Source organism: Duganella sp. AC917 (genome assembly GCF_979258245.1).
Genome location: NZ_OZ409848.1, coordinates 1,007,855 through 1,032,883, shown reverse-complemented (window position 1 = coordinate 1,032,883; position 25,029 = coordinate 1,007,855). Strand labels below are relative to the sequence as shown.

General features: G+C 64.5%; 22 protein-coding genes. 11 read left to right on the top strand and 11 right to left on the bottom strand.

The features are described from left to right. Window positions 1-57: 57 nt before the first annotated feature. From ACZ0BA_RS04610 to ACZ0BA_RS04600, 3 genes are read left to right on the top strand one after another with little or no spacing between them, the layout of a single operon-like run. A complete protein-coding gene (locus ACZ0BA_RS04610; RefSeq protein WP_463450157.1) occupies window positions 58-1,953 on the top strand; it encodes a DUF885 domain-containing protein in 1,896 nt (631 codons plus the stop codon). 13 nt (window positions 1,954-1,966) lie between these two features. Continuing rightward, window positions 1,967-3,226: a D-amino acid dehydrogenase gene (locus tag ACZ0BA_RS04605; protein ID WP_463450156.1), complete on the top strand. Its 1,260-nt coding sequence runs from the start codon at window positions 1,967-1,969 to the stop codon at window positions 3,224-3,226. A gap of 41 nt (window positions 3,227-3,267) precedes the next feature. Further along, entirely contained in the window at window positions 3,268-4,224 is a 957-nt protein-coding gene (locus ACZ0BA_RS04600; protein WP_463450155.1) for a tetratricopeptide repeat protein, read from the top strand. 39 nt (window positions 4,225-4,263) lie between these two features. Here the strand turns inward: ACZ0BA_RS04600 and ACZ0BA_RS04595 are convergent, their stop codons facing one another. Then, complete coding sequence (locus ACZ0BA_RS04595) at window positions 4,264-5,235, bottom strand: LysR family transcriptional regulator (protein WP_463450154.1); 972 nt, start codon at window positions 5,233-5,235, stop codon at window positions 4,264-4,266. A gap of 160 nt (window positions 5,236-5,395) precedes the next feature. Between ACZ0BA_RS04595 and ACZ0BA_RS04590 the strand changes: the two genes are divergently transcribed. Further along, window positions 5,396-6,058 carry a response regulator gene (locus ACZ0BA_RS04590; protein WP_463450153.1) on the top strand — a complete coding sequence of 221 codons (663 nt, stop codon included), beginning with the start codon at window positions 5,396-5,398 and terminating at the stop codon, window positions 6,056-6,058. Window positions 6,059-6,262: 204 nt separating this feature from the next. Here ACZ0BA_RS04590 and ACZ0BA_RS04585 read toward each other — a convergent pair whose 3' ends face one another. From ACZ0BA_RS04585 to ACZ0BA_RS04570, 4 genes are read right to left on the bottom strand one after another with little or no spacing between them, the layout of a single operon-like run. Further along, the gene (locus ACZ0BA_RS04585) at window positions 6,263-6,919 is read right to left on the bottom strand and encodes a YoaK family protein (RefSeq protein ID WP_463450152.1); all 657 of its coding nucleotides are present in this window, start codon (window positions 6,917-6,919) and stop codon (window positions 6,263-6,265) included. Beyond that, a complete protein-coding gene (locus ACZ0BA_RS04580; RefSeq protein WP_463450151.1) occupies window positions 6,906-7,328 on the bottom strand; it encodes a DoxX family protein in 423 nt (140 codons plus the stop codon). The genes ACZ0BA_RS04585 and ACZ0BA_RS04580 overlap by 14 nt, the downstream gene beginning before the upstream one ends. A gap of 2 nt (window positions 7,329-7,330) precedes the next feature. Then, window positions 7,331-9,277 carry an amidohydrolase gene (locus tag ACZ0BA_RS04575; RefSeq protein WP_463450150.1) on the bottom strand — a complete coding sequence of 649 codons (1,947 nt, stop codon included), beginning with the start codon at window positions 9,275-9,277 and terminating at the stop codon, window positions 7,331-7,333. Further along, window positions 9,277-9,552: a DUF1427 family protein gene (locus ACZ0BA_RS04570; protein ID WP_463450149.1), complete on the bottom strand. Its 276-nt coding sequence runs from the start codon at window positions 9,550-9,552 to the stop codon at window positions 9,277-9,279. The genes ACZ0BA_RS04575 and ACZ0BA_RS04570 overlap by 1 nt, the downstream gene beginning before the upstream one ends. 231 nt (window positions 9,553-9,783) lie before the next feature. Between ACZ0BA_RS04570 and ACZ0BA_RS04565 the strand changes: the two genes are divergently transcribed. The 5 genes from ACZ0BA_RS04565 to ACZ0BA_RS04545 all read left to right on the top strand — a co-directional run bounded on the left by ACZ0BA_RS04565 (window position 9,784) and on the right by ACZ0BA_RS04545 (window position 15,340). Continuing rightward, entirely contained in the window at window positions 9,784-10,191 is a 408-nt protein-coding gene (locus tag ACZ0BA_RS04565; RefSeq protein ID WP_463450148.1) for a hypothetical protein, read from the top strand. A gap of 26 nt (window positions 10,192-10,217) precedes the next feature. Beyond that, window positions 10,218-10,919 (top strand): response regulator transcription factor, encoded by a 702-nt coding sequence (locus ACZ0BA_RS04560; protein ID WP_463450147.1) that lies wholly within the window; start codon window positions 10,218-10,220, stop codon window positions 10,917-10,919. A 78-nt stretch (window positions 10,920-10,997) separates the two neighbouring features. After that, a complete protein-coding gene (locus ACZ0BA_RS04555; RefSeq protein ID WP_463450146.1) occupies window positions 10,998-11,318 on the top strand; it encodes a hypothetical protein in 321 nt (106 codons plus the stop codon). 127 nt (window positions 11,319-11,445) lie between these two features. Further along, a complete protein-coding gene (locus ACZ0BA_RS04550; RefSeq protein ID WP_463450145.1) occupies window positions 11,446-13,605 on the top strand; it encodes a TonB-dependent receptor in 2,160 nt (719 codons plus the stop codon). 259 nt (window positions 13,606-13,864) lie between these two features. After that, window positions 13,865-15,340: a serine hydrolase domain-containing protein gene (locus tag ACZ0BA_RS04545; RefSeq protein ID WP_463450144.1), complete on the top strand. Its 1,476-nt coding sequence runs from the start codon at window positions 13,865-13,867 to the stop codon at window positions 15,338-15,340. Window positions 15,341-15,344: 4 nt separating this feature from the next. On the opposite strand, the gene ACZ0BA_RS04540 is transcribed toward ACZ0BA_RS04545, so the two are convergent. From ACZ0BA_RS04540 to ACZ0BA_RS04520, 5 genes are read right to left on the bottom strand one after another with little or no spacing between them, the layout of a single operon-like run. Further along, window positions 15,345-15,758: a hypothetical protein gene (locus ACZ0BA_RS04540; RefSeq protein WP_463450143.1), complete on the bottom strand. Its 414-nt coding sequence runs from the start codon at window positions 15,756-15,758 to the stop codon at window positions 15,345-15,347. A 13-nt stretch (window positions 15,759-15,771) separates the two neighbouring features. After that, window positions 15,772-16,818 (bottom strand): GGDEF domain-containing protein, encoded by a 1,047-nt coding sequence (locus tag ACZ0BA_RS04535; protein ID WP_463450142.1) that lies wholly within the window; start codon window positions 16,816-16,818, stop codon window positions 15,772-15,774. A 36-nt stretch (window positions 16,819-16,854) separates the two neighbouring features. Continuing rightward, window positions 16,855-19,941 (bottom strand): efflux RND transporter permease subunit, encoded by a 3,087-nt coding sequence (locus ACZ0BA_RS04530; RefSeq protein ID WP_463450141.1) that lies wholly within the window; start codon window positions 19,939-19,941, stop codon window positions 16,855-16,857. Between the two features lie 13 nt (window positions 19,942-19,954). Continuing rightward, window positions 19,955-21,103 (bottom strand): efflux RND transporter periplasmic adaptor subunit, encoded by a 1,149-nt coding sequence (locus tag ACZ0BA_RS04525; RefSeq protein ID WP_463450140.1) that lies wholly within the window; start codon window positions 21,101-21,103, stop codon window positions 19,955-19,957. Between the two features lie 42 nt (window positions 21,104-21,145). After that, complete coding sequence (locus ACZ0BA_RS04520) at window positions 21,146-22,693, bottom strand: efflux transporter outer membrane subunit (protein ID WP_463450139.1); 1,548 nt, start codon at window positions 22,691-22,693, stop codon at window positions 21,146-21,148. 215 nt (window positions 22,694-22,908) lie between these two features. Here ACZ0BA_RS04520 and ACZ0BA_RS04515 point away from each other — a divergent pair, with 215 nt between their 5' ends. Beyond that, the gene (locus ACZ0BA_RS04515; RefSeq protein ID WP_463450138.1) at window positions 22,909-23,259 is read left to right on the top strand and encodes a glycoside hydrolase family 6 protein; all 351 of its coding nucleotides are present in this window, start codon (window positions 22,909-22,911) and stop codon (window positions 23,257-23,259) included. Window positions 23,260-23,350: 91 nt separating this feature from the next. On the opposite strand, the gene ACZ0BA_RS04510 is transcribed toward ACZ0BA_RS04515, so the two are convergent. Next, window positions 23,351-23,971: an EF-hand domain-containing protein gene (locus ACZ0BA_RS04510; protein ID WP_463450137.1), complete on the bottom strand. Its 621-nt coding sequence runs from the start codon at window positions 23,969-23,971 to the stop codon at window positions 23,351-23,353. A 425-nt stretch (window positions 23,972-24,396) separates the two neighbouring features. On the opposite strand from ACZ0BA_RS04510, the gene ACZ0BA_RS04505 reads away from it, so the two are divergent. Then, a complete protein-coding gene (locus ACZ0BA_RS04505; RefSeq protein WP_463450136.1) occupies window positions 24,397-25,002 on the top strand; it encodes a PEP-CTERM sorting domain-containing protein in 606 nt (201 codons plus the stop codon). Window positions 25,003-25,029: the final 27 nt, after the last annotated feature.

Genomic DNA, 25,029 nt, shown 5'->3' with positions numbered 1-25,029 from the left:
TTTCAAACTCACGCCCGCAACTTGGCCAGCATTACCAATACACAACAAAAGGATGTCATGAGCAACAAGTCCCAGAATTTCACCCGCCGCGACCTGCTGCTGTCCGCCCTTTCCGCAACCGCTGTTGGGGCCCTGCCCCTGTTGCCGGGTATGGCGCGGGCGCAAGCCGTCACGCCGGCCGCTGCCGCTACCCCGGCGCCGGGCGACGCCCGCTTCACCCTGCTGATCGACAGCTTTGCCGAGGAAATCCTGCGCCTGTCGCCAACCAGTGCCACCTCGCTGGGCCTGGACAAGGGCGAGCGCGCCGGTCTGAAGTCGCAACTGGAAAACGTCAGCCGCGCCGGCGACGCCGCCTGGGCCGGCCAAGTCAAATCGATGCTCAAACGCCTGTCGGCCATCGACCGCGCCAGGCTGGGCGCCGACGCCCAACTGCGCTACGACACCATTCGCTACGCCGCCAACGAAGGCCTGGAAGGCTTGCGCTTCTCCTTCGGCGGCGCTGCGGCCGGCTTCAATGGCGGCACCGCGCCGTTCCCCGTCACGCAGCAAGACGGCGCGGTGACCCGCGTCCCCGAATTCCTGCACTCGCAGCACCAGATCGCCGACGCCGCAGACGCCGAGGCCTATCTGGACCGCGTCACCGGCATGGCGCGCATGCTGGATCAGGAAAGCGCCCGCATCGCCGATCAGGCCGGGCGCGGCATTTTGCCGCCGAACTTCATCGCCCGCACCGCGCTGGGCCAGTTGCAGGACTACCGCAAAACCGCGATCGCCCAGCAAAAGCTGGTCACCTCGCTGACCGAGCGCACGCAAAAGCTGGGCATCGCCGGCGACTGGAACGCGCGCGTGACGGCGCTGGTGGAAAGCCAGGTCTATCCGGCGCTGGAGCGCCAGATCGCCACCTTCACCCGCGCCACCGCCAAGGCCACCGATGTCGCCGGCGTACACCGCCTGCCGGACGGCGCGGCCTATTACGAGTGGGCGCTGCACCTGGGTACTTCCACCAACCTCAGTCCGCGCGAGGTTCACGCGGTCGGGCTGGAACAGAACAAGATGCTGCAGGCGCGCATCGACGCCATCCTCAAGGCGCAAGGGATTACGCAAGGCACCGTGGGCGCGCGCCTGCTGTCGCTGTCGAAAGACCCGAAACGCTTCTACGCCGATAACGACAAGGGCCGCGAAGAGCTGATCGCCTATTGCAACGACAGGGTCGAGGCGGTGCGCGCGCTGATGCCGAAGATCTCGAACATGAACCTGAAAGCGCCGCTGGAAGTGCGGCGCGTACCGGTCGATATCGAATCGGGCGCGCCGCTCGGCTACATGAACTTCGCCGCGCTGGACGGCTCGCGCCCGGCGATCTATTACATCAACCTGAAATCGACCACCTTGTGGCCGAAATCCGAGATCGCCACGCTGACCGCGCACGAAGGCCTGCCGGGCCACGCATGGCAAGGCGCCTACCTGGCCGAGCACCACGACGAACTGCCGCTGATCTCCTCGCTGATCGGCTTCAACGCCTTCATCGAAGGCTGGGCGCTGTACGCGGAACAGCTGGTCGACGAATTCGGCCTGTACGTCAACGATCCATTCAGCCAGATCGGCTATCTCCAGGCGCAGCAATTCCGCGCCTGCCGCCTGGTGGTCGATACGGGCATGCACGCGATGAAGTGGACGCGCGAACAGGCGATCCGCTTCCTGGTGGAGAGCACCGGCCGCGGCGAGCAGGCCATGACCAGCGAAATCGACCGCTACACGGTTTCGCCGGGCCAGGCCTGCGGCTACAAGGTGGGCCACAACGAGATCCTGCGCCAGCGCGAGCGCGCCAGGGCGGCGCTGGGGCCGAAGTTCGACCTGCCAGGCTTTAACGACGCGCTGGTGCAGAGCTGCGGCGTGCCGCTGACGGTGCTGCCGACGGTGATCGACCGTTACATCGCGGGTCTGAAAAAGGCCTGATCCGGACCGCGCCATGAAGACCATCGCAGTCATCGGCGGCGGCATCACCGGTGTCACCACCGCCTACGCGCTGGCCAGGCGCGGCCTGCGCGTGACGCTGCTCGAGCGCCACCGCTATCCGGCGATGGAAACTTCGTTCGCCAACGGCGGCCAGCTGTCGGCCTCCAACGCCGAGGTGTGGAACCACAGCGCCACGGTGGCCAAAGGGTTGAAGTGGATGCTGCGCAAGGACGCGCCGCTGCTGCTCAACCCCAAACCGAGCTGGCACAAGCTGTCCTGGCTGGCGGAGTTCATCTCCGCCATGCCGGACTACCGCGACAACACCATCGCGATCGCCAAACTGGCGGTGGCGGCGCGCGAACATTTGTTCAACTGGGCCGAGGAAGAGCGCATTGACTTCGACCTCAAACGCGCTGGCATCCTGCATATTTACCGTGACCGCGCCGACTTCGAACATGGCGAGGATGTCTCGCTGCTGCTGGCGCAGGGCGGCGTGCACCGGCGCACCGTCACGCCTGCGGAGATGCGCGCGATCGAACCGACGCTGGCGGGCGACTACTACGCCGGCCACTACACCGAGAGCGACAGCTCCGGCGACATCCACAAATTCACCACCGGGCTGGCGCAGGCTGCGCAGCGGCTCGGCGTGCGCCTGTGCTTCGGCCAGCAGGTGGTGGGCCTGAGCGCCGACGCGCGGGGCGCCTGCGTCACCGTGCTGCGGGACGGCGTGCCGGACATCGGCGTCTATGACGGCGTGGTGATCTGCGCCGGCACCGCCAGCCGCGAACTGGCCGCCATGCTGGGCGACCGCGTCAACGTGTACCCGGTCAAGGGCTACTCCATCACCGTCCACCTGGACGACGACGCCAGCCGCGCCGCCGCGCCCACCGTCAGCCTGGAAGACGACGCGGCTAAACTGGTCACCAGCCGCTTGGGCGAGGACCGCTTCCGCGTCGCCGGCACGGCCGAATTCAACGGCTTTAACCGCGACATCCGCGCCGACCGCATCGCCCCGCTGGTGGACTGGGTGCGGCAGCGCTTTCCCGGCGTCTCCACGCGCAATATCACGCCGTGGGCCGGACTGCGGCCGATGATGCCGAACCTGATGCCGCGCGTCGGTCGGGGCAAGCTGCCTTGCGTTTTCTACAACACCGGCCACGGCCATCTGGGCTGGACCTTGTCGGCAGCCACCGCCGACATGATTGCCGCAACTGTAGAGGCCAATCTGCGCTCTGTGTCACAGCGCACCGCCGTCCCCTTGAAAATGGCCTAAACTGCCATCATTATTAGAGTAGTTCTAACTGGAGATCGACCATGAAGGCAAAATCCTTAGCAAGCATCACTTTGCTGGCCGGCGCGATGGCGCTGGCGGCGCCGGTCTTTGCGGCTGCTCCCACCGTACACGATGTCTACGTCGCCGCCGAAGCCGGTAAATTCACCGAGGCGCAGGCGCTGATGGACCAGGTGCTCAAAGAGCATCCGAACAGCGCCAAAGCCCACTTTGTCGAAGCCGAGCTGCTGGCGAAACAAGGCAAATTCGCGGCCGCGCAAAAGTCGCTGGACACCGCCGAGCGCCTGTCACCCGGCCTGCCGAAGATCGACGCTACCGCCGTGAGCAAACTGCGCGCGGTGATTGCCTCCGGCGACGCCAAGCCGAAAGAGAACTACACGCAGCACAAACCGGCGGCCGACAAAGCTGCCTATAACAGCGGCGGCTACGCCAACGGCGCCAGCGCGGGCTCGGGTTCCAGCGGTGGCGGCGGCATCCCATGGGGCACGGTTTTGCTGATGGGCGGCCTGCTGGTGGGCTTCATCTTCATTGCCTCGCGCTTCATGTCGCGCCGCCAGCAGCAACAAGGCGGCGCGGGCGGCGGATTCAATCAAGGTGGCTTCAATCCGGGCGCTACGCCACCGGGCTATCCTCCGGGCGGCGGCTATCCGCAGCAGGGTTATGGTCCAGGCTATGGCCAGCAGCCGCAGGGTAACGGCATGGGCTCGCGCATCATGGGCGGCCTGGCGACCGGCGCGGCGCTGGGCGCCGGTCTGGTGGCCGGCGAAGCGATTGCACGACAGTTCACCGGCGGCCATGAGAATGGTGGCAACGCGGCCAACGACCAGGGACGCAACGACATCGTCTACGACGACCCGGCACGCAGCAACATCGTCCAGAACGACGACATGGGCGGCACCGACTTCGGCGTCAGCGGCGGCTGGGATGATTCCGGCGGCGGCGATGCCGGCGGCGGCGGCGGTGGCGACGAGTGGAATTAAGCCAGGGTTAGCCCATCAAACCTTTAAACCGTTAAAGCATTAAACCGGGGCGCGGCGCTCGCCCGCCCCGGCCCCCTCCATCGCCACATCCCAATACGGCGGATCGCCGAAATACTCACGGAAATGATTAATTAACAGGTGCGACTTGGCCTGGTTGGAGCGACCCGGCATGTGCACCGCATGCACCGCCGATTCGGCCGGATCGTGCCTGGCCGCCGACGCATCGCGGCGCAAAGGCGCCATCGGGAACACCGGCACCAGCTTGCCGGCCACAATCGCCTCGCTGACCATCCAGTTGGCCAGATGCACCAGCCCCGCGCCGGCGATCGCCGCCTGCATCAAGGTGTCGACATCATCGCAGCGAAACGCGCTTTTCACGTCCAGCGGCTGGTTGTGATTGACGCCGTCGAAACGCCACCAAGCGCGCGGCGACTTGCCCACCATCGACAGGCACTGGTGATTGAGCAGCTCCTCCGGCGAGGCCGGCCAGCCATGCCGCGCCAGGTAGCCGGGACTGGCGCTGACCACGCGGTTTTGCGGCGCCAGCCGAGTCGCCACCAAGTCGCCATCCGGCAGCACGCCCGCGCGCACCGCCACGTCGACCCGGCGCGACGCCAGATCGACCACACTGTCGCTGACATGCAAATCCACTTCGAGCTTCGGATAGCGGCGTAAGAACGTCGCGATGGCCGGCGCCACATGCAACCGGCCGAAACCCGCTGGCGCGGTGACGGTCAACAGGCCGCGCGGCTCGCTCTCGGTCTCCTGCACGGCCGCCTGCCCCTCTGCCAGTTCGGCCAGAATGTTGCGGGCGCGCGGCAAGAACCGCTCGCCGGCGTCGGTCAGCACGACGTGACGCGAGCTGCGCACCAGCAGCCTGGCGCCCAGCTGCGCCTCCAGCGCGTCGAGTTTGCGCGAAACGGACGATACGGCCATCTCCAGCTGCACCGCCGCGCGCGACAAACTACGGTGCTCGACCACCGCGATCAGGCAATGCAAGGCATCGATCATCCAAATTCCCCTATAACGGCCGTTTTGCAGAAACTGCAAAAGACATTTGCCGGATGAGCTATTGTGCCATTTTTTGCTAAAGTGCATACTTTGTGTTGCATTGCACACCACAGCCGCAAGCTTAGGCGCAATCGCCCGAACTAGTATAAATTCCTGTTTATTGGAACATCGCATCCCCTACGACATGGAACTGAACAACTCCCCCCGCCCCATCACCGTACTGGTGGTCGATGACCACCCGATGCTGCGCGCCGGCCTCGGCGAGGCCATTTCAAGCCAGGACGATATGCGTCTGGTCGGCGAGGCCAACAACGGCCGCGAGGCAGTCGAGCGCTACGAGGCGCTGCGTCCGGACGTGACCATCATGGACATCGCGATGCCCGAAATGTGCGGCGTGACCGCGCTGCAGCATATCCGCCGCGAGCATAGCAGCGCGCGCATCGTCATGTTGACCACCTACAAGGGCGATGCCCAGATCCTGCGCGCGGTGCAAGCCGGCGCCAGCGGTTTTCTGCTGAAAAGCACCCTGCGGCGCGAATTGCTCGACACCGTACGCGGCGTCCACATGGGTCAGCGCCGCATTCCGCCGGAAATCGCCATGGAACTGGCCCAGCACATGGGCCAGGGGCCGCTGAGCCCGCGCGAGATGGAGGTGCTCAATCACGCCGCCGGCGGCAATTCGAACCGCCGCATCGCCGAGCACCTGTCGATTTCCGAGGAAACGGTCAAGGCGCACATGAAAAACGTGCTGGCCAAACTGGCCGCCAACGACCGCACCCACGCCGTGACGATCGCCCTCAAGCGCGGCATTATTACGATTTAACGCCGCTTCGCTTCGGGCCGGAATAAGCAAATGACTGCCTGGAGGCCCGATGATAAAGACCAAAAATGATGCGAGCAAATTGGCAGCTGACGCCATACACAAATATCACCATGCGAATCAGGAAGCAAGACGGTCGCCTGACAAGCGACGTCTACGACGGCACAAACTATAGGCCGGTAGACCATATACCGGCGAGATAGTTGATCAGTCCTGCGCCGAGATCGCCAGCCACAGCAACAACGCGCACGGCAACAGCAAGCCGTTGAAACCAACCGCGACAAAGGCCAACGCGCCGCACGTGCAGCCCAACGCGAATGCCAGCACTGGCCAGACCAGCTTTTTGCAACGCCCCATCGCGTCCGGATCGCCGCGCGCCGAATCGACCAGATCGATCACCAGCTGCGTGACGTTACCGGTCATGACGGTCGTGGCGGCCGATTTACCCAGCAGCAGCTTGCCGTAGGCATTTTGCACCGCCATCGCGCCGGCGCACAGCATGCCGGTTGCCATGCTCAGCGGCGCGTCGGCCGAGACGATCGGCGCGGCCACCCAGGCGCAGGCAACGGTCGCCACCATCAACAGCAGCTGCGTCAGGAAGCTGTTGCGCAGCTGTTTGGCGCCCGCGCGCTGCCAGTGCAGGATCAGCAGCCGCGCGATCGCCACGAACAGCATAAATACCGGGAACACCAGCAGCTTGAGGAAGATCTCCGGCGCCGCCTCCACCACCGAGCGCCCGATCAGCACGAAGTTACCCGTCACGTGCGCCGTGAACAATCCGAACAGGCCAACAAAGCCCAGCGTGTCGACGTAGCCGGCTAAAAAGCCGAGCGTGACGCCCTGTTTGATATCACCGCGTTCCATCCTTACCTTTCTGAATATCGTACCAGGCCACCAGCACGAATGCGCCGGTCAAGCCCAAATGTTCGAAGAAGCCGTTTTCGGCCATGAAGCGCGCCGGCCCGGTGACCTCCCAAAAGCGGTTGGCCATGAAGGTGGCCATGAGCGTGAACACCGCCAGATAGCCCGCGCCCAGCCAGCGATAGAAGCCGGCCAGTATCATCAGCGAGGCGCCGATCTCGCCGCCGATCACCACGGCGGCCATCGGCGCCGGCGGCGACACGCCGAAGTGCTGCATTTCCGCGACCGCGCCGCCAAAGTCGGCCAGCTTGTCGATGCCGCCCTGCAGATACGCGGAGCACAGCAGCAGCAAACCGCACCAGCGCACCCACGGCGCGCGCAAAAACGGTGGGAAGACGTGTGAAGGCGTCATCGTCACACCGCCCAGCAGGCGCAGCCCAGCGCGCCCCAGAAGCTTTTCAGGTCGGCGACAGGCAGTTTGCTGGCCCACGCGGTGCCATGCTGGTGGCCGTGCACGTTACACTGCTTGGCGCAGCCGCAGGCGGCCTGCTGTTCGCGCAATTGCGCCTGCTGGCGCTTGCGCTGCTCCAGTTCCTTGAGCGCGGCGCGGTTGTTGCCGATCTGTTCACCCCAGCCGGCGTAACCGCCGAAGCGGCGCACCGGCGACCAGTCGGGCATGGCCGGCGGCGGCGCCTCGTCGAAGGCGGCGAACTCGCCGGCCGCGTAGACGATCTTGCCGCCGACGATGGTCAGGCGCGAGCTCATGTCGGAGATCTCGCTTTCGGCGCAGGCGTAGAAGTCCTTGTCCGGCACAATCAGGTCGGCCAGCTGCCCTACTTCGATGCGGCCCTTTTTGCCTACCTCGTTCGAGAACCAGGTGGTGTTCTCGGTCCACATGCGCAGCGCCGTTTCGCGGTCCAGGCAATTGGCGCGCGGGTACAGCTGCATGCCGCCCACGGTTTTACCGGTGATCATCCAGGCCAGCGACACCCATGGGTTGTACGAGGCGACCCGGGTGGCGTCGGTGCCGGCGGAGACCTTCACGCCCGCTTCCAGGATTTTCTTGACCGGCGGCGTAGCCTCGGCCGCGCCGTGTCCATAACGCTCGACGAAGTATTCACCCTGGTAGGCCATGCGGTGCTGCACGGCGACGCCGCCGCCCAGCGCGGCGATGCGGTCAATCGATTGGTCGGAGATGGTCTCGGCGTGGTCGAAGAACCAGTTCAGGCCAGCCAGCGGAATATCCTGGTTGACCTTCTCGAACACGTCCAGCGCGCGGCTGATGGTTTCGTCGTAGGTGGCGTGCATGCGCCACGGCCAGCGGTTCTGCGCCAGCACCCGCACCACGCCTTCCAGGTCGTCTTCCATATTGTCCGGCATGTCGGGACGCGGCTGGCGGAAGTCCTCGAAGTCGGCCGCCGAGAAGGTCAGCATCTCGCCGGCGCCATTGTGGCGGAAGTAGTCGTCGCCCTGCTGGTAAGTCACGCTTTGCGTCCAGTTGAGGAAGTCCTCCTTTTCCTGCTGCGGCTTTTGCGTGAACAGGTTGTAGGCCAGGCGTATCGTCAGCTGCTTGGCGTCCGACAGTTGCTGGATCACCTGGTAATCCTCGGGGTAGTTCTGGAAACCGCCGCCGGCGTCGATGGCGCCGGTCACGCCCAGGCGATTGAGCTCGCGCATGAAGTGGCGGGTCGAGTTGACCTGGTACTCCAGCGGCAGCTTAGGCCCTTTGGCGAGGGTCTGGTACAGGATGGCCGCATTCGGTTTGGCCAGCAGCAGACCGGTCGGATTGCCGGCGGCGTCGCGCAGGATCTCGCCACCATGCGGCGCCGGGGTGTTTTTGTCGTAGCCGACGGCGCGCAGCGCGGCGCCGTTCAGCAAGGCGCGGTCGTACAGGTGCAGGATGAACACCGGCGTGTCCGGCGCCACCGCGTTCAATTCGGCGATGGTCGGCAGACGCTTCTCGGCGAATTGATGTTCGGTGAAGCCGCCCACCACGCGTACCCATTGCGGCGCCGGCGTGATCGCCACCTGCGCCTTGAGCATTTCCATCGCGTCGGCCAGGCTGCGCACGCCGTCCCAGCGCAGCTCCAGGTTGAAATTCAAGCCGCCACGGATGATGTGGCAGTGGTTGTCGATCAGGCCTGGCAGCACGCGCTTGCCCTGCAGATCAATGACGCGGGTGGCGGGACCGGCCAGCGCCATGATCTCGTTGGCGCGGCCGACGTGGGTGAAGCGGCCATCCTTGATGGCCACGGCTTCCGCGTGCGGGTTGGATCTGTCCAGGGTGGTGAACAGGCCCCGGTGCAAAATCAGGTCGGGACCGGCGTGGGCGGTTTGGGCGGAGTGGGTGGCTTGGGTCATCATGCTTTCCTTTTTTGTTCATTGTCGGCCTGCGCGCCCGGCAGCTGGCCGAAGCAATGCGGCTTGACGTGGTCTTCGATCCACGACACTTGTTTGGCTTGCGGCTGCGGCGGTTGCCACAGTTGGCGCAGCAGCGGCGGCACCTGTTCGCCGAGCAGTATGCCCAGCAGGCCGACCAGCGCGATGACCGGTGGCGCTGGCGAGCGCACGTTCAAAAATCCGTAGATGATCCCGACCAGCAGGCCGGTGGCGATCGAGACGATGTAAATCTTCATGGCTGACTCCTTAAAGCTGGAACTGTACCCCCTGGACCGCGCACCGCGCCCCTGCCTTTGTGCCAGTGGACGCGCGGACGGCGGTGACGTTGCCCGAACAATGTCACAAGCGGTGGGGTTTGAACATACCCCGATCTAGGTAGGGCATTCACCCCGGATCGGGGCGTGGCAAAAGCTTGGAAAAAGCTTAAGCTGGCTGCCAGAAATGCAAACCAGCGAGGGCGGACAGACATGCGTGGATTCAGTACCAGTTTTCCGCGCGGCGGCGCCGGCGTCGGCCTGCTGCTATTGCGGCTATCCGTGGCGTTGCAACTGCTGGCGGAAACGCTGTTCACCGACCTGGCGCCCTGGTGGCAGGCAATGCTGCCGGCGGGCCTGCCGGTCTTGTTGTCGATCCTGCTGGCGGTGCTGCTGGTACTGGGGATGCTGACACCATTGGCGGGCGCCGTCGCCGCGCTTTGCCAGTTGTTTTGCCTCGGCCAGGCCGGATGGTCGCAGGCTTCGCCGTGCATCGTCGGCGCCTTTACCGCGGCGGCGCTGGTGCTGTTGGGGCCCGGCGCGTACGCCGCCGACGCGCGGCTTTTTGGCAGGCGCCGGCTGGTGCTGCCGGCCAGTCCGGCGGACCACAACCGATTTTAGTCAGACGTTCATTTGGGAGTAACGACATGCGACTCGATAGCAAAACCTGGCCGCAGACGGCCGTGGGAGGTAGCAATGGGACGGCCGCCATCCTCCATCAGGGCGAAAAAATCAATGTGCTGGTGGCGCACGCGGACGCCATCGTCAGCGCCGGCCTGGCCGCCCTGCTCGGCGCCGGCGCCGACATCTCGGTCCGGAGCTCGCCGGCGGCCGACGACGCCCTGCACTGCGACGCCGATGTCGTCATCGTCGACCACAAGGGCGCGCTGGAACACATGCGCCGCCGCGCCGACGCCGTGCACGGCCAGGTCGACCAGCTGCCCAAAGTGTTGATCGTCACGCAGCTGGACCGCGAATGGGAGGTGCGCACGGCGATGATGGCCGGCGTGCACGGCTACCTGCTGCAAAACAGCCCGGGCGACCAGCTGCTGGCGGCGGTGCGCTCGCTGAGCCGGGGCATGCGCTACCTGAGCGCGGACTTGAGCCGCTGCGTGGCCGACAGCTTTACCCGTATCGGCCTGACCAGCCGCGAAACCGACGTGCTGCAGCTGCTCGCCCAGGGCCAGTGCAACAAGTCGATCGCCCGCGAACTGGGAATCGGCGTCGGCACGGTCAAGACCCACGTCAAAGGCCTTTTCGACAAGCTTGGCGCAACGGCACGCACCCACGCGGTGGTGCTGGCCACGCGCCGGGGACTGGTCGGCGACAGCATCCATAGCCAGCATTAACCTGGGCAATCGGCAGGCAACGCGAATAGGCGTTGTCGGTTTTCGCATAACCCCTGTAAAATCGTGGCTATGCACGCAATGAACCTTTCACCGGCAACACAACATCGCAACACGCGCTACCAGCGCGTGGTGATGCTGTTCGTGCTGGTGTTCCTGGCGCTGCAGCTGATCGGCGCGGTGTCGCACACCCACGCCTACACCGACGACCACAAAAGCGATTGCGCGGCATGTGAAATCACCGACATGCCGTTCGGCGCGCCGCCACCGCCGGCTGCGGTGGTTCCGGTGGCGTCCCTGGTCAGCTACGCCGTCACCGCGCTGCCGCGCCAGGCCTGGATCGCCGGCGCCGCGTACCTCACTCCTCCTTCGCACGCCCCGCCTTTCGCTGTTCTCTCCTGATCTGACTTTACCGCGTCACCTGTAACGCTTATTACGCGACTTTGCGCGACTTTACGCGTCCGCGCGCCTGCACGATAAATTTCTGCGGGCCGCTGGCCGCACGCGCCTGAACATTCAAGGATTGAACATGCAACGCACCCCACAACTCCGCACCCTGCCACTGCTGCTGGCCGCCGCCTTCTACGCCTCCCATTCCCACGCGCAGGACGCCGGTGCCGCCACCGCCGACGCCAGCGCCGCACCGATGCAGCAGGTGGACATCGTCGCCCACCTGAAAAGCGCGCGCATCGACCTGTCGCCCAACGTCGGCACCACCGTCTATTCGATCGACCGCCACATGATCGACCAGCTGGGCCAAGGCGACAACACGCCGTTCAACGAAGTGCTGTTGCGCCTTCCCGGCGTATCCCAGGATTCCAAGGCGTCCGGCTCGATCCACGTACGCGACGACCACGCCAACGTGCAGTACCGCGTCAACGGCGTGCAGCTACCCGAAAGTATCACCGGTTTCGGCCAGTCGATCGACACCCGCTTCGTGCAGCAGACCGATTTCATCACCGGCGCTCTGCCGGCGCAATTCGGGTTGCGCACCGCCGGCATCGTCGATATCCAGACCAAGGAAGGCACGGTCAAATCCGGCGGACGTGTCGGCGTGCTGGTGGGCAGCAACGACTACGTGGCTCCAAGCGCGGAATTCTTCGGCACCCAGGGCGCGTTCAACTACTACCTGTCGGGCAGCTACGTCTCCAACAGCATGGGCATCGAAAACCCGCTGCCGACCCGCGACGCCATTCACAACAAAACCAGGCAGGCCAAGTCGTTCGGCAGCCTGTCGTGGTTCCTCGACGACCAGACGCGTTTGGGCCTGATGTTCGGCACTTATAACGGCCGCTTCCAGATCCCGAACAATCCGGACCAGGCGCCGGCGTTTTCACTCACCGGCCAAAGCGACGCCGCCGCCGGCACCAGCACCCTGCCGTCGTCGCAGCTCGACGAACGCCAACGGGAGGTCAACCGCTTCCTGGTGCTGTCGCTGCAAAAAAGCCTGGGCGACCTGAATTATCAGGTCTCGGCCTTCCACCAGTACTCCGAGCTGCATTACACGCCGGACCCGGTGGGCGATTTGGTCTACAACGGCGTGGGCTCGAACACCTTGCGCTCGAACTCCTCCAGCGGCGCGCAGTTCGACGCCAGCTATAAACTGAACGACGCACACACCGTGCGCACCGGCCTGGCGTATTCGCGCCAGAACACCCACAGCGACAACAGCGTATCCGTGTTCGACATGAACGCCGACGGCACGCAGGCCAGCGCCGATCCGCGCACCATCGTCGATAACAGCAGCCAGACCGGCAAGCTGTCGAGCATCTACCTGCAGGATGAATGGCATATCAGCGCGCCGCTCACCCTGAACTACGGCCTGCGCTACGACAAGGTATCGGCCTTCATCAACGAGCACCAATGGAGCCCGCGCGCAAACCTGGCCTACCAGCTGGACAAGGACACCTCGCTGCACGCCGGCTATTCGCGCTATTTCACGCCACCGCCGCAGGAACTGGCGGCGCAGGCCAGTATCGACAAGTACGCCGGGACGTCCAACGCGCCGGAGGTGGCGGTGTCGGACAACGTCAAGGCCGAACGGACCAACTACTACGACGTGGGCCTGAGCCACAAGTTCAGCGAGCAGTTGACGGTGACGGCGGATACCTATTACAAGAAGATCCGCAATATGCTCGACGAGGGCCAGTTCGGCCAGGCGCTGATCCTGTCGCCGTTTAACTACGATCGCGGCTACGCCAAGGGCCTGGAGCTGTCGGCCGTCTACAGCCAGAAGGACTGGGGCGGCTTCCTGAACCTGACCACGCAGAAGGCCAAGGGGCAGAACATCACCTCCGGGCAGTCGCTGTTCGCGCCCGACGAACTGGCGTACATCTCGAACCACTATATCTTCGTCGACCATGACCAGACCTACACCGTCTCCGGCGGCGCGCATTACCACTTCGGCGACTCGCAAGTCAGCGGCGACTTCCTGTACGGCAGCGGCTTGCGCATGACGCCGGACGGCGGGGCACCGAATTCGAGCGCGCTGCCCGGCTACGTCACGGCCAACCTGTCGCTGACCCACGACTGGAAGAACACCCCCGTCGGCAATATCGAGGGACGGCTGGCGGTGATCAACCTGTTCGACCGCTCCTACCTGCTGCGCGACGGCTCCGGCGTCGGCGTCGGCGCGCCGCAATATGGCGCGCGCCGCACGCTGTACGCGGGCCTGTCGACCAGCTTCTGACCATGAGCGCCGGCGCCGGATGCAACACCGGCGCCGGCCTCCGTTTTTTCCACCGCCCGCACAATGCGCGGTCATGCGTGTGTGCCGGTTGTATTACACAATCGATGTAGGCATAATCGAAACGAAGCCTTTCGCGGAAGATGACATGTCCTGCCCTATTTCTGATCACCGTGATCATTGTGATCGATACACCGCTCGCCGGACCTTGACGGCAAGGGTGTAGATGGCGTCTCGCGCATTCTCCCGACTTTGGCTCCGATTGCTGCTTGCCATCGGCGCGATCGGAATCATCCTGGCTGCCGCCGCATGGGTGCTGATCGCCAATCCGCCCGAGCTGCTGCGCATCGGCGCCGCCTATGCCGCCAAAACCGTCTGCTCCAACGTCTTTGTCGCCGGCCGTGACAGCGCCGGCGTGCTGGCGCGCGATGTCCAGGCGCCTGGCGATCCGCTGCTCGAACATCTGGAAGTACGAATCGACCAGCAGCGCAAGGTGGTGCGCGCGGATTTTTTCGGCGTGATCGGCGGCGGCCTCGCCGTCTACCGTCCCGGCACCGGTTGCGCCGTGGTCCCCGACGGCGATGTGGCGCACGCGTCGTTCTATAATTTTGTGCCGATCAAGATCTGGTCGCCGTCGCCCAGCGTGCCGTGGCCGACCGGGTCGATGGCGGAAACCGCGCCGGCGGTGCAGGCGCTGGTGAACCAGGACGCGCTGTCCGGGCCCGGAATGCGCGGCATCGCCGTGATCCACAACGGCCGGCTGGTCGCGCAGCGTTACGGCGACGGCTTCGCGCTGCGCACGCCGCTGCAGGGCTGGTCCCTGACCAAAACCGTCAACGCCGCCCTGGTGGGCATGCAGATCGCCGAGGGTAAACTGTCGCCGCAACAGAGCGGCTTCTGGCCGGCCGGCGCTGACGCGCGCTCGCAGATCGCGCTGTCGCAACTCATGGCGATGAGCAGCGGCCTGCAGTTCGACGAGACCCATGGCGGCGTCTCCGACCTCACACGCATGCTTTACCTGCAGCCGGACATGGCGGCCTACGCCGCCGCCCAGCCGCTGATGCAGCCGGCGGGCACGGTGTGGAACGATTCGAGCGGCACGGCGCTGCTGCTGTCTCGCATCTGGCAGCGCGCGGCGGCGGGCGCCAACGCCGGCGCCGATGCAGCCCCGGTCACCAGTGGGCAAATCGGCGTTGGCCGCGTGGAGGCTGCCGGCGCGCTTCCCGACAAAAACGGTCCGACCTCGGTGGCCGTGCTGTCGCTGCCGCACGACCGGCTGTTTTCGCCCTTGGGCATGAGCAGCGCAATGATCGAAGCTGACGCGCGCGGCAACCTGGTTGGCTCAAGCTATATGTTCGCTAGCACCCATGATTGGGCGCGTTTCGGCCAGTTCCTGTTGCAGGACGGCGTCTGGCAGGGCAAACGTCTGCTGCCGGCCGGCTTCGTGGACGCCATGCGGCAGCCGGCATCGGCGTCGGGCGGGAGATACGGCCAGGGCCAGGTATGGCGTCAGGGACCGCAAGGCGCCACGCCGGCGGGACAAAATCCCGACCTGCCGTTCAAGCTTCCGGCGGACACTTACTGGATGCTGGGCCACGATGGCCAGGCCATCGCCATCGTTCCGTCGAAAGGACTGGTGCTGGTGCGCTTGGGACTGACGCCGGAGCGGCTGCACTATCAGCCGCAAGCCCTGCTGGCGGCGGTCATCGAGGCGCTCGAGCCGGACGCGGTGAAGTAGTACGTCACAAGCACTTGCCGCGCACCGCCGCCGCGATCACCCACGGTATCGCGTACGGACCAACGAAGCCGATAAAGCCTATCCTTGCGGGCTGATTTTTAAGCGCGTCGCCGTGCAGGCAATCGGGCACCTTGGCCTCGTCGAACGCGGCGCTCATAATGGTTTCGGTCTTGCCCGCGCTCAGCGCGCCAGCGTTGCGGTTGATGCCCGGGCTGCCCTGTGCCGCATCCTTATCTTCGGCGACGGTTTCGCGCACGGCTTTCCTGATGACCGCATCGGTCAAGCCGACAGGTTCAGCGCCGGATACCGCCTCCAACGCCGCGGGCATGGGCGGCTCGGGCTGCGGCGCCTGCTGCGCGTGCGCCGCACTGCCCGCAGCCTGCAATACCATCAGCCCAGCCATGATCGTGCCCCGCATGCCGCCTCCGTCGTTAAACGCGTTCCGCATTCTCCATCGGAGCCGCCGGGTTGTCCACCCGAACCGCGTTGCGGCCGGACTGCTTGGCCGCGTATAGCATTTTATCGGCGCGCTTCAGCCATTCTTCCGGCGTAGTGGATTTGTCCATGCCCGCCACCCCGATCGACACGGTGATCGGATGCCCGTCCATCAGCGGCTCCTCGGCCACCGCCGCGCGCAAGCCCTCGGCCAGCCGGCTGGCGGCGCCCAGGCCCGCGCCGGTGGCGATGATGGCGAATTCCTCGCCGCCATAGCGGAAGATCTGATCGGACGAGCGGGTATGGTTGCGCATCAATTCGCACAATCGTATCAGCACCTTGTCGCCGGCCGCGTGGCCGTGCCGGTCGTTGACCTGCTTGAAGTGGTCGAGGTCGAGCAGCAGCAGGCACGATCCCGGATGCGGCCTGCGTTCGGCGGCGTAGGCTTCCAGCTTGCCGTCCAGCGCGCGGCGGTTACCCACGCCTGTCAGGAAGTCGCGCTCGACCTCCGTGTGCAATTCCTGGTTTTGCAAGCCGGTGCGATACGAGAAGATATAGGCGAACAGATTGACCAGCGAGATAGTCACCACCACCGTGAACAGGTTAAGCAGCGCCAGCTCGCGCGTCAGGATCGCCACCAGCACCAGCATCGATACGCTGTTGATCGCCAGCGCGACGACGGGACGCAGCATGAAATATGCCGCGATCATGGTCGGATAGACCCAGTACACCAGCGACAGGCCGCGCAGGTGGATGGTGGCCAGCATGCCGGCCGAATAAAACAGCGTCACGCCCAGGCTGGCGGCCTTGTATCGGCCGGTGCGCCAGACATGGACGGTCACCGCCAGCATGGCCGCCACCAAGGCAAGATCGACGATGGCGGAGATCCAGTTACGCTGCAACAGCCGGTAGATACCGAACGGCAGGATGCTAGGTATGCTCAATGAGCACATCAACAAGAGGATGACTTCTTCCTTGCTGCGTTTGCGGCGGGCCGACACCCAGGCCAGCCGGCCGCCAAACATCTTTTCTAATTCAGGCATAAAGGTGGTCAGTCGTCTCTTAACTTCTTTCTATTTTTATGACACCGGCGCCTGCCGCGACACATCCGTGCCCGGCGGCGCCGGCCGCTCTGCCGCAGGCGCCACGGCCTTGTGTTCCCCCGCCAGCAGCATATACACAGCCGGCACAACGAACAACGTAAACAGCGTTCCGATCGACAGCCCGGTGAAAATCACCAGTCCCATCGCGTGCCGTCCGGCCGCGCCCGCGCCGGACGCTATCACCAGCGGCAACACACCGAACACCATGGCTGCGGTGGTCATCAGCACCGGCCGCAGGCGGGTGGCGGCGGCTTCCTCGATCGCTTCTCGCTTGCTGTGTCCGGCCGCTCGCAGATGGTTCGCCACTTCGACGATCAGGATACCATGCCTGGAGATGAGTCCCATCAACGTCACCAGCCCAACCTGCGTATAAATATTGATCGAGGCGAAGCCGAGGAAGATAAACGCCATCGCGCCGAACAGCGCCATCGGCACCGAAAACAGGATCACGATCGGATCGCGGAAGCTCTCGAATTGCGCCGCCAGCGCCAGGAACACGATGACCACGGCGAACGCCATGGTCATGACGAAGCCGCCGGACTCGGTCATGAACTGGCGCGAGGAGCCGGAATAATCGATCGAGTAGCCGGACGGCGCGACCTCGCGCACCGCATCGCGCAGGTACTCGAGGATCTCGCCCTGAGAAGCGCCGCTGACGCCGGAGATGGTGGCCGAATTGAGCTGCTGGAAGCGGGTCACCGATTCCGGCTGAACGCTATATTTGATACTGGCCACCGTGCTGGCCGGGATCATGCCGCCGTTGGGCGTTTTGATGTAAAAATTGAGCACGTCCGACGGATTGAGACGGTCGACCTGGCGCACCTGCGGTATCACCTTGTACGACCGGCCCGAGATCGAGAAGTAGTTGACGTAGCCGCCGCCCAGCGCCGCCGCCATGGCGTTGCCGAAGTCCTGCTGCGTCAAACCCAGGGTACTGAGCTTGTCCCGGTCGACCTCCACCCTGGCCTGCGGCGAGTCGATTTTCAGGTCGACGTCGGCGAAGTAGAATTTGCCCTCCTTGTTGGCCTTGTCCAGCACCGCATGCGCGACATTGTTCAGGTTTTCGAACGGCTCGGTGGTGGTGATAACGAATTGCACCGGCAAGCCGGAACTACCGGGCAACGCCGGGAACTGGAACGCCGCCACCCGCCCGCCGGCCACGTTCGACCATTTCTGCTGCAGTTCCTTCTGGATCTCGGCGGCCGAGCGCCCGCGCTGGTCCCACGGCTTGAACAACACACCGCCGATGCCGGCATTGGTGGTCGGCACGCCGGTGATCTGGAACATCTGGTCGTACTCGGGCAAGGACCTGGCGATGTCGAAGATCTGCTTGGCGTAGGCCTGCATCTGCTCCGACGTGGCGGTGGGTGCGCCGACCACCTGCGACAGCACGATGCCCTGGTCCTCCTCCGGCGCCAACTCCGATTGCGACATCTTGAACATCACCGCCAGCAGCGCGCTGACGATCACGCCCAACACGATCAGCACCAGCCAGGTGTCGAGCAAGCTGTGAAGCAGCCGCAGGTAGCCGTTATGGACCCTCTCGAACACGCGGTCGATGGCCTTGACGAACCTGCCCTGGTCCTGTTTCGGGTCAAACACGTAGGCGCACATCATCGGCGACAGCGTCAGCGCGACGATGCCTGATACCGCCACCGCCCCGGCCAGCGTGAAGGCGAACTCGGTGAACAGCGCGCCCGTCAAGCCGCCCTGGAAGCCGATCGGCAGGTACACGGCGATCAGCACCACCGTCATCGCCAGGATCGGCCCACCGAGTTCGCGCGCGGCCAGGATGGCGGCGTCGAACGGCGTCAGGCCGGCCTTCATATGACGGTCGACGTTTTCCACCACGATAATGGCGTCGTCCACCACCAGGCCGATCGCCAGCACGATGGCCAGCAGGGTCAATAGATTGATCGAGTAGCCCAGCATCAGCATCATGAAGAAGGTGCCGATCAGCGACAGCGGCATGGCGATCATCGGCACGATCACGGCCCGCAGGCTGCCCAAGAACAGGTAGATCACCACCGTGACGATTACCAGCGCCTCCACCAGGGTCATGACCACCTCGTGGATGGAGGTGTTGATGAACGCCGTCGAATCGTAGACGATCTCCCCGGTCAGGCCCGTGGGTAGCTGGTCCCGGATCGCCGGGAAGGCGTCGCGCACGCGGTTGGCCACGTCCAGGATATTGGCGTCCGGCGCGACCTTGATCCCGACGAACACCGAACGCACGCCGCTGAAGGCGACATTGAAGTCGTAGTTTTCCGATCCCAGCGTGACGTTGGCGACATCCTCCAGCCGCACGATGGCGCCGCCGCTCTGCTTGACCGCCAGCGCCTTGAACTCCTCCACCGTGTGCAGGTCGGTGCCGGCGGTCAGCGGCACGCTGACCATCTGGCCCTTGGTCGAGCCCAGGCCGGACAGGTAGTTGTTGGCTGCCAGCGCCGCGCTGACCTCCGCCGCCGTCACGCCGTGCGCCGCCATTTTTCCGGCGTCGAGCCAGGCGCGTAGCGCGAACTGGCGCGCGCCCAGCAGCTCGGCCGTCTGCACGCCCTGGATCGAATCGAGCTTGGGCTTGACCACGCGCGCCAGGAAGTCGGTGACGTTATTGGTCGGCAGCGTGTCGCTGTAAAAGCCCAGGTACATCGCATCCGTGGTCTGGCCCATCTGCACCGTCAGCACCGGTTGCTGCGCCTGTTGCGGCAGCTGGTTGCGCACGGAATTGACCTGCGTGGTGATCTCGGTCAGCGCGCGGTTGGAGTCGTAATTGAGCAGCAAGGTGGCGGTCATGGTCGACACACCGCTGTTGCTCGACGATGACAGGTAATCGATGCCCTGCGCCTGCGCGATCGCCGATTCCAGCGGCTGCGTGATGAAGCCGGCAACGGTGGCCGCATCGGCGCCGTAGTAGGTGGTCGAAATCGTCACCACGGCGTTTTGCGTCTTCGGATACTGGTTGATCGGAAGGCTGAACAGCGAGCGCAGGCCCAGCACCACGATCAGCAGGCTGATAACGCTCGCCAGCACCGGGCGTTTGATGAAGATGTCGGTAAAGTTCATGGCGCGTCCGTCCTCATTGTTCCTGCGGTGTCGGATTCGGGCTGTTGGCTGGCTGCACCGTGTTGTTGATCACGGCCGGCGTACCGCTCTTCAGTTTCAACTGGCCGCTGGTGACGATGGTCTGGCCCTCCTTGATGCCGGTGAGGACGGCCACCTGGTCGCCGCGCGTGGGTCCGGTGGTGACGAACACCTCCTGCGCCACCAGCTGCGGATTACCCTTCTCGTCTTTCGCCGGCTGCTTGTCCTGCTCCGCCTTGGCCGGCGCCAGCACGAACACGGTCGAACCGTAAGGGTTGTAGGTGATGGCGGTCTGCGGCAGGGTCAGGTATTTTTTCAGCTCGCCCTGATCCAGGCTGACATTGGCAAACATGCCCGGCAACAGCTGCCGCTTGGCGTTGGCGACCGTCGCCTGCACCTGCACGTTGCGCGTGGCCGCATCCACTTTCGGGCTGATGGCCGTCACCTTGGCGGGAAACGCCACACCGGGCCAGGCATCGCTGGTCAGGTTCATTTTCTGCCCGATCGACAGGCCGGCGATCTGCTTTTGCGGCACGAAGAAATCGACATACACCGTATCGATGGTCTGCAAGGTCACCAGCACGTCGCCGGGATTCAGATACTGGCCCGGATTGACGGCGCTGATACCCAGCTTGCCGGCGAACGGCGCGCGGATGGTTTTCTTGTCGACCTGCGCCTGCTGCTGCGCCACCAGCGCCCTGCGGCTCTTGAGCTCCGCCTCGTCGTTGTCGACCTGCGCCTGGCTAATGGCCTGCGCCGCCAGCTGCAGCTTGTCGCGCTTGAGCACCGTCTCCGCCAGGTCGGCCGACGCCTGCAGGGAGCGCAGCTGGGCGATGTCGGATTCGGCGTTCATCTCGAACAGCACCTGGCCGGCCTTGACCTCGTCGCCGGATTTGAAATTGACCTTGCGTACCAGGCCGGCGATTTCGGTCGTCACGTCGACGCCGCGCACCGGCACCAGCGTGCCGACGGCGGTGAGTTGCGGCTGCCATTCGACCGCCCCCACCTTGACGGCGGTGACCACTTGCGCGCCCGGCTTGGGCGCGCTGGCAATAAGTTTTTGAATCTGAAGGTACTTTCCGAATGCCAGTACGGCGATCAGTAGGATCACACACCCTACCATGATGAGCATACGCTTGGTCATGAATCAGTCTCCTGCGTTTTCTTTGAATGGCGCGGCTGGCGGTTAAGGTCTTTTGCTGATGGACGGCGCCGCCGACACCGGCGTGGCGGCTGGCACACCGTCGGCGCGGTTCCACCAGCCGCCGCCCAGCGCCTGGAACAGCGCGGCCGTATCGGCGTAGCGGGCCCCCTGCGCCTGCACCAGATTGATATGCGCCTGCTGGTAGCTGCGCTGCGCGTCGAGCAGCGCCAGATAGCTGATCGCCCCGAGTTTGTATTGTTCGGTGGCCAGCGCCAGCGACTCGGCCGCCAGCGCCTCCGCCTCGGCCTGCGCCTTGAGCGCCTGCGCGTCCGAGTCGAGCGCGCGCAGGCTGTCGGCCACGTTCTGGAACGCCGTCAGCAAGGTCGCCCGGTACTGCGCGGCCGCCGCGTCGTACGCCGCCTCGGCCGCGCGGCGCTGCGCACTCAAGGCGCCGCCGTTGAAGATCGGCCCCGCCAGGCCGGCCGCCAGGCTCCATACCGCGCTATTGGCGTCGAGCAGATTGCCGAAGGCAGGGCTGGAGGCGCCGTAGCTGCCGCTCAGCGTGAACTGCGGATACTGCGCCGCCGTCGCCACGCCGACCAGGGCGCTGGCCTGGTGCAGCAGTTCCTCGCTGGCGCGGATGTCGGGACGCTGCCGCACCAGCGCCGACGGCAACGACACCGGCAGCGTCTCCGGCAAGGTCAGGGAATCGAGCGCGAATTCCGGCATGCCAGGCTCGCTGGGCAACTGGCCCGCCAGCACCGACAGTTGATGGCGGCTTTGCGCCAGCGCTTTGTCCAGCGGCGGCAAGTTGGCCGCGACCTGCGCCACCTGATTGCGCTGGCTCAGCACCGTGGTGCGCGGGATGGCGCCGTACTCGAACTGCTTCTCGATCACGCCGAGCTGTTTGTTGAGCGCATCGAGCACCTCGCGCGTGGCCTTGATCTGCGCGCGCAGCGAGGCCTCCTGGATCGCTGTCGTCACCACGTTGGCGCTGAGCGCCAGGTAGGTCGCCTCGACCTGGAAGCGCTGGTAATCGACCGTCGCCCGCGCCGCCTCCAGGGTGCGTCGGGTGGCGCCGAAAACGTCGGGCGTGTACGACACGTTGACCGAGGCGTTGTAGAGATTGAAGACGCCGGGCGCGCCGCCGGTGGTAACGGCGTTGGCCTTCTGGCGCGCGACGCCAAGCTGGCCGTTGACAGCCGGCCAGACCAGGTTGCCCGCCTGCGCCGCGTAGTTTTCCTGCGCCTGGCGCAACGTCGCTTCGGCCGCCGCCATGTTGGGGTTGCGCGCCAGCGCGTTGCGGATCAACTGGTCCAGCGCCTGCGAGCGGAACACCGCCCACCACTGGGCCGGTATATCCTGTCCCATAGCAAACTGCTGGGCCGCGCCTCCGGTCACGGCCGCCGGCGCGGACGCCGTGCGCGCGGCCAGCGCGGTCGGCGTGTAGCCATCCGTGGCCGACGCCGGCGGCGCCGGCGTCTGAAAATCGGGACCGAGCGCGCACGCGCTTAAACCGGCCGCCAGGACCGCCAAGGAAGCGGCCCTTGCACCCGCGCGCAAGAACGGACCACTATATTGTTTTGCCATAACAAACTCCCGTTATGCCCAATATCGCAAAATCGTCAGATAATCATTTGACCACATGTTCGCATTTTTTGATGGCTGCGGTGTCTTTTTTGTAACGTGTGCGGCCTGTGTTGTACGGCCGCAATTGAAACATCGGTGTATAGTTTTTTTTTGACAATTCTGCCAAAGTGCCGACAAGTCCGTCGCCGCGTTCAAGGGTCGATTCGGAGGAAGTTATGATGAAAAACATCGTGCGCACGGCAAAGCCAACACTCGCCTTCATGCTGCTCATCGGCAGCGGCGCGGCCAGCGCCGCCTCGACGCTGTACGTCGACCCGCAGTCCAGCGCGGGCGGCGCCGGCTCGCTGGCCGCCTATCAGGATTGGATACGCGCGTTCGCCACCGCGCTCGGCAACCGTCAGGCGATAGTCGTGCTGGAGCCGGACGCGCTGCCGCAGCTCGACTGTCTCGACGCCAACGGCAAAGCGCAGCGCGTGCAGCTGTTCCAGTACGCGGTGACGCAGTTCAAGAATCTGGCGACGCGCACTTCGCCGGACCTGGCCTATAAACTGATCTACGGCTACTAATTAAGAGGCGAAAACAAGAGGCGAAAACAAGAGGCAAAAAAAAGGCTTTGCCGTGATGGCAAAGCCCTTCTTATGATTTCTACGGTTCGGATCAGGCCAGCGCGGCAGCCACGACGCCGTAAGCGCGATTGGCTTCGGTCAGCGAGAAGGCCGATGGGCCGTCGGCCAGCGCGTCGGTCGAGCGCTCGCTGCTGCGATAGGTAATCGGCAATTGATAGCGGCGGCGTTCGTCTTCGCTGATCTTGCCGTCGTTGTTGATGTCGGCGGCAGCGTGTTCCTTGCTCGATACGCCCAGCACGCCATCTTCGCTTACGCCAGGCAACGGATCAGGCGACACCAGGTTTGTCTGTTCGCCATTGTCCAAGCCGTACTTGGCCTGGAAAATCTGCGTTTCCGGACGCATCGCCAAGCGTTTCAAGCCGTCGTCGAATTGTTTCAGCGCTTCCTTCAAGCCGGTGTCATCCGACTCGGTCACGGCCTTGACCATGGCGCTGGCCTTCTCGGCGGCGCTGACGGTATTGCTGGTGTCGCTGGAATCGACTTGCGTGGGCGCATTGAACCCCGGCAGCGACAGATACGAGGCCACTGAAGCGTTCAGCTCGAAATTCTGCGCCTCGGTCGATGGATCAGGCTTTTTGTTCGGCTCGAGCGCCGCCTCTGCAACAACTGCTGCAAACCGGGTGGCGCCACCTATGGCATTAATCATAATCATCATCGACTCCTGTTGGGAGATTCCTCACAGCACGATTCTACCAAGAAATTTACCAACAAGCACCATTTTTAGCGGCCTGCGGGGGCGAAAAGTTGATTTAACGCACGAAAAAGCGCTTCGCTTATCAACAAAACTTATCGGTTTTCGATTGCCATAGTTTATACAGATGAGGCAATTTGTTGGTTGCGGCCCGATGTTGTTTTATTGGCCAGTCCACCTTGCGGGATTGGTCAGACCACCGTAGAATCGACTGCGGGAATTAGCAAAGTCATATCATCCTCCCGCTCTACCTTTACGACAGATTTTTGACCAACCGCGAGCTCGGCGCTTCCTGCGTCCTCCTGGCGGTGGCACGGCACACGCGAGGTGTGCCGACCGGCGACCGGCAAAGACCGGCGTTGTTGAACTCAATATCTGGAGACAAAATGCACACCTCACTACACAAAGCCGTGGCCGCCGCATGTTTTGCGCTGTCCGCCGGCGCCGCGCACGCGGACGCCGATCCGCTGCACAACGCCATCATCAGCGCCAGCTACAACGGCCAGGCCAGCGGCATGCTGGGCGTCGACCACCTGTTCGCCGATGAAGCGGGCAGCAATGTCAGCGGCCTCGATCCGATCGAACCGGGCACGGAATTCCTCACCAGCGACTACCTGCTGGGATTCGACTTCGCGCCCGATGGCCGCCTAACGATCTACAACAACGCCGCCCTCCCCGCCGGCGCCTACAGCGCCAGCTTCGACTTCGGCGCCACGTTGGCCGCGCCCATTGTCGGTTTCAGCGTGCTCGATGCGGGCATCACCACCGGCACGCCGGTCCTGAACATCGTCAACGGCCACACCATCTCGATCGACCTTTCCGGGGTGGCGTGGAACGGCGACTTCAGCGCGCTGACCACCGCGATTACGCTGCAAGGTCCGGCGACGCCGGTGCCGGAACCCGCCACCGCATGGATGATGATGGCCGGCCTGGCCGGTATCGGCATGCTGGCGCGCCGCCGCAAGGCCATCAGCGATAGCGCGCCACGCTAACAACGCCCGTCCATACAAGGAGCTTCA

Coding starts and splice junctions, on each gene's coding strand:
- ACZ0BA_RS04585 (WP_463450152.1), bottom strand. CDS start 6,919: ATGGAACGCGGTGATATCAAACAGGGCGTCACGCTCGGCTTTTTAGCC.
- ACZ0BA_RS04580 (WP_463450151.1), bottom strand. CDS start 7,328: ATGACGCCTTCACACGTCTTCCCACCGTTTTTGCGCGCGCCGTGGGTG.
- ACZ0BA_RS04550 (WP_463450145.1), top strand. CDS start 11,446: ATGCAACGCACCCCACAACTCCGCACCCTGCCACTGCTGCTGGCCGCC.
- ACZ0BA_RS04505 (WP_463450136.1), top strand. CDS start 24,397: ATGCACACCTCACTACACAAAGCCGTGGCCGCCGCATGTTTTGCGCTG.
- ACZ0BA_RS04530 (WP_463450141.1), bottom strand. CDS start 19,941: ATGAACTTTACCGACATCTTCATCAAACGCCCGGTGCTGGCGAGCGTT.
- ACZ0BA_RS04510 (WP_463450137.1), bottom strand. CDS start 23,971: ATGATTATGATTAATGCCATAGGTGGCGCCACCCGGTTTGCAGCAGTT.
- ACZ0BA_RS04520 (WP_463450139.1), bottom strand. CDS start 22,693: ATGGCAAAACAATATAGTGGTCCGTTCTTGCGCGCGGGTGCAAGGGCC.
- ACZ0BA_RS04535 (WP_463450142.1), bottom strand. CDS start 16,818: ATGCCTGAATTAGAAAAGATGTTTGGCGGCCGGCTGGCCTGGGTGTCG.
- ACZ0BA_RS04575 (WP_463450150.1), bottom strand. CDS start 9,277: ATGACCCAAGCCACCCACTCCGCCCAAACCGCCCACGCCGGTCCCGAC.
- ACZ0BA_RS04515 (WP_463450138.1), top strand. CDS start 22,909: ATGATGAAAAACATCGTGCGCACGGCAAAGCCAACACTCGCCTTCATG.
- ACZ0BA_RS04525 (WP_463450140.1), bottom strand. CDS start 21,103: ATGACCAAGCGTATGCTCATCATGGTAGGGTGTGTGATCCTACTGATC.
- ACZ0BA_RS04610 (WP_463450157.1), top strand. CDS start 58: ATGAGCAACAAGTCCCAGAATTTCACCCGCCGCGACCTGCTGCTGTCC.
- ACZ0BA_RS04565 (WP_463450148.1), top strand. CDS start 9,784: ATGCGTGGATTCAGTACCAGTTTTCCGCGCGGCGGCGCCGGCGTCGGC.
- ACZ0BA_RS04600 (WP_463450155.1), top strand. CDS start 3,268: ATGAAGGCAAAATCCTTAGCAAGCATCACTTTGCTGGCCGGCGCGATG.
- ACZ0BA_RS04595 (WP_463450154.1), bottom strand. CDS start 5,235: ATGATCGATGCCTTGCATTGCCTGATCGCGGTGGTCGAGCACCGTAGT.
- ACZ0BA_RS04540 (WP_463450143.1), bottom strand. CDS start 15,758: ATGCGGGGCACGATCATGGCTGGGCTGATGGTATTGCAGGCTGCGGGC.
- ACZ0BA_RS04560 (WP_463450147.1), top strand. CDS start 10,218: ATGCGACTCGATAGCAAAACCTGGCCGCAGACGGCCGTGGGAGGTAGC.
- ACZ0BA_RS04570 (WP_463450149.1), bottom strand. CDS start 9,552: ATGAAGATTTACATCGTCTCGATCGCCACCGGCCTGCTGGTCGGGATC.
- ACZ0BA_RS04555 (WP_463450146.1), top strand. CDS start 10,998: ATGAACCTTTCACCGGCAACACAACATCGCAACACGCGCTACCAGCGC.
- ACZ0BA_RS04605 (WP_463450156.1), top strand. CDS start 1,967: ATGAAGACCATCGCAGTCATCGGCGGCGGCATCACCGGTGTCACCACC.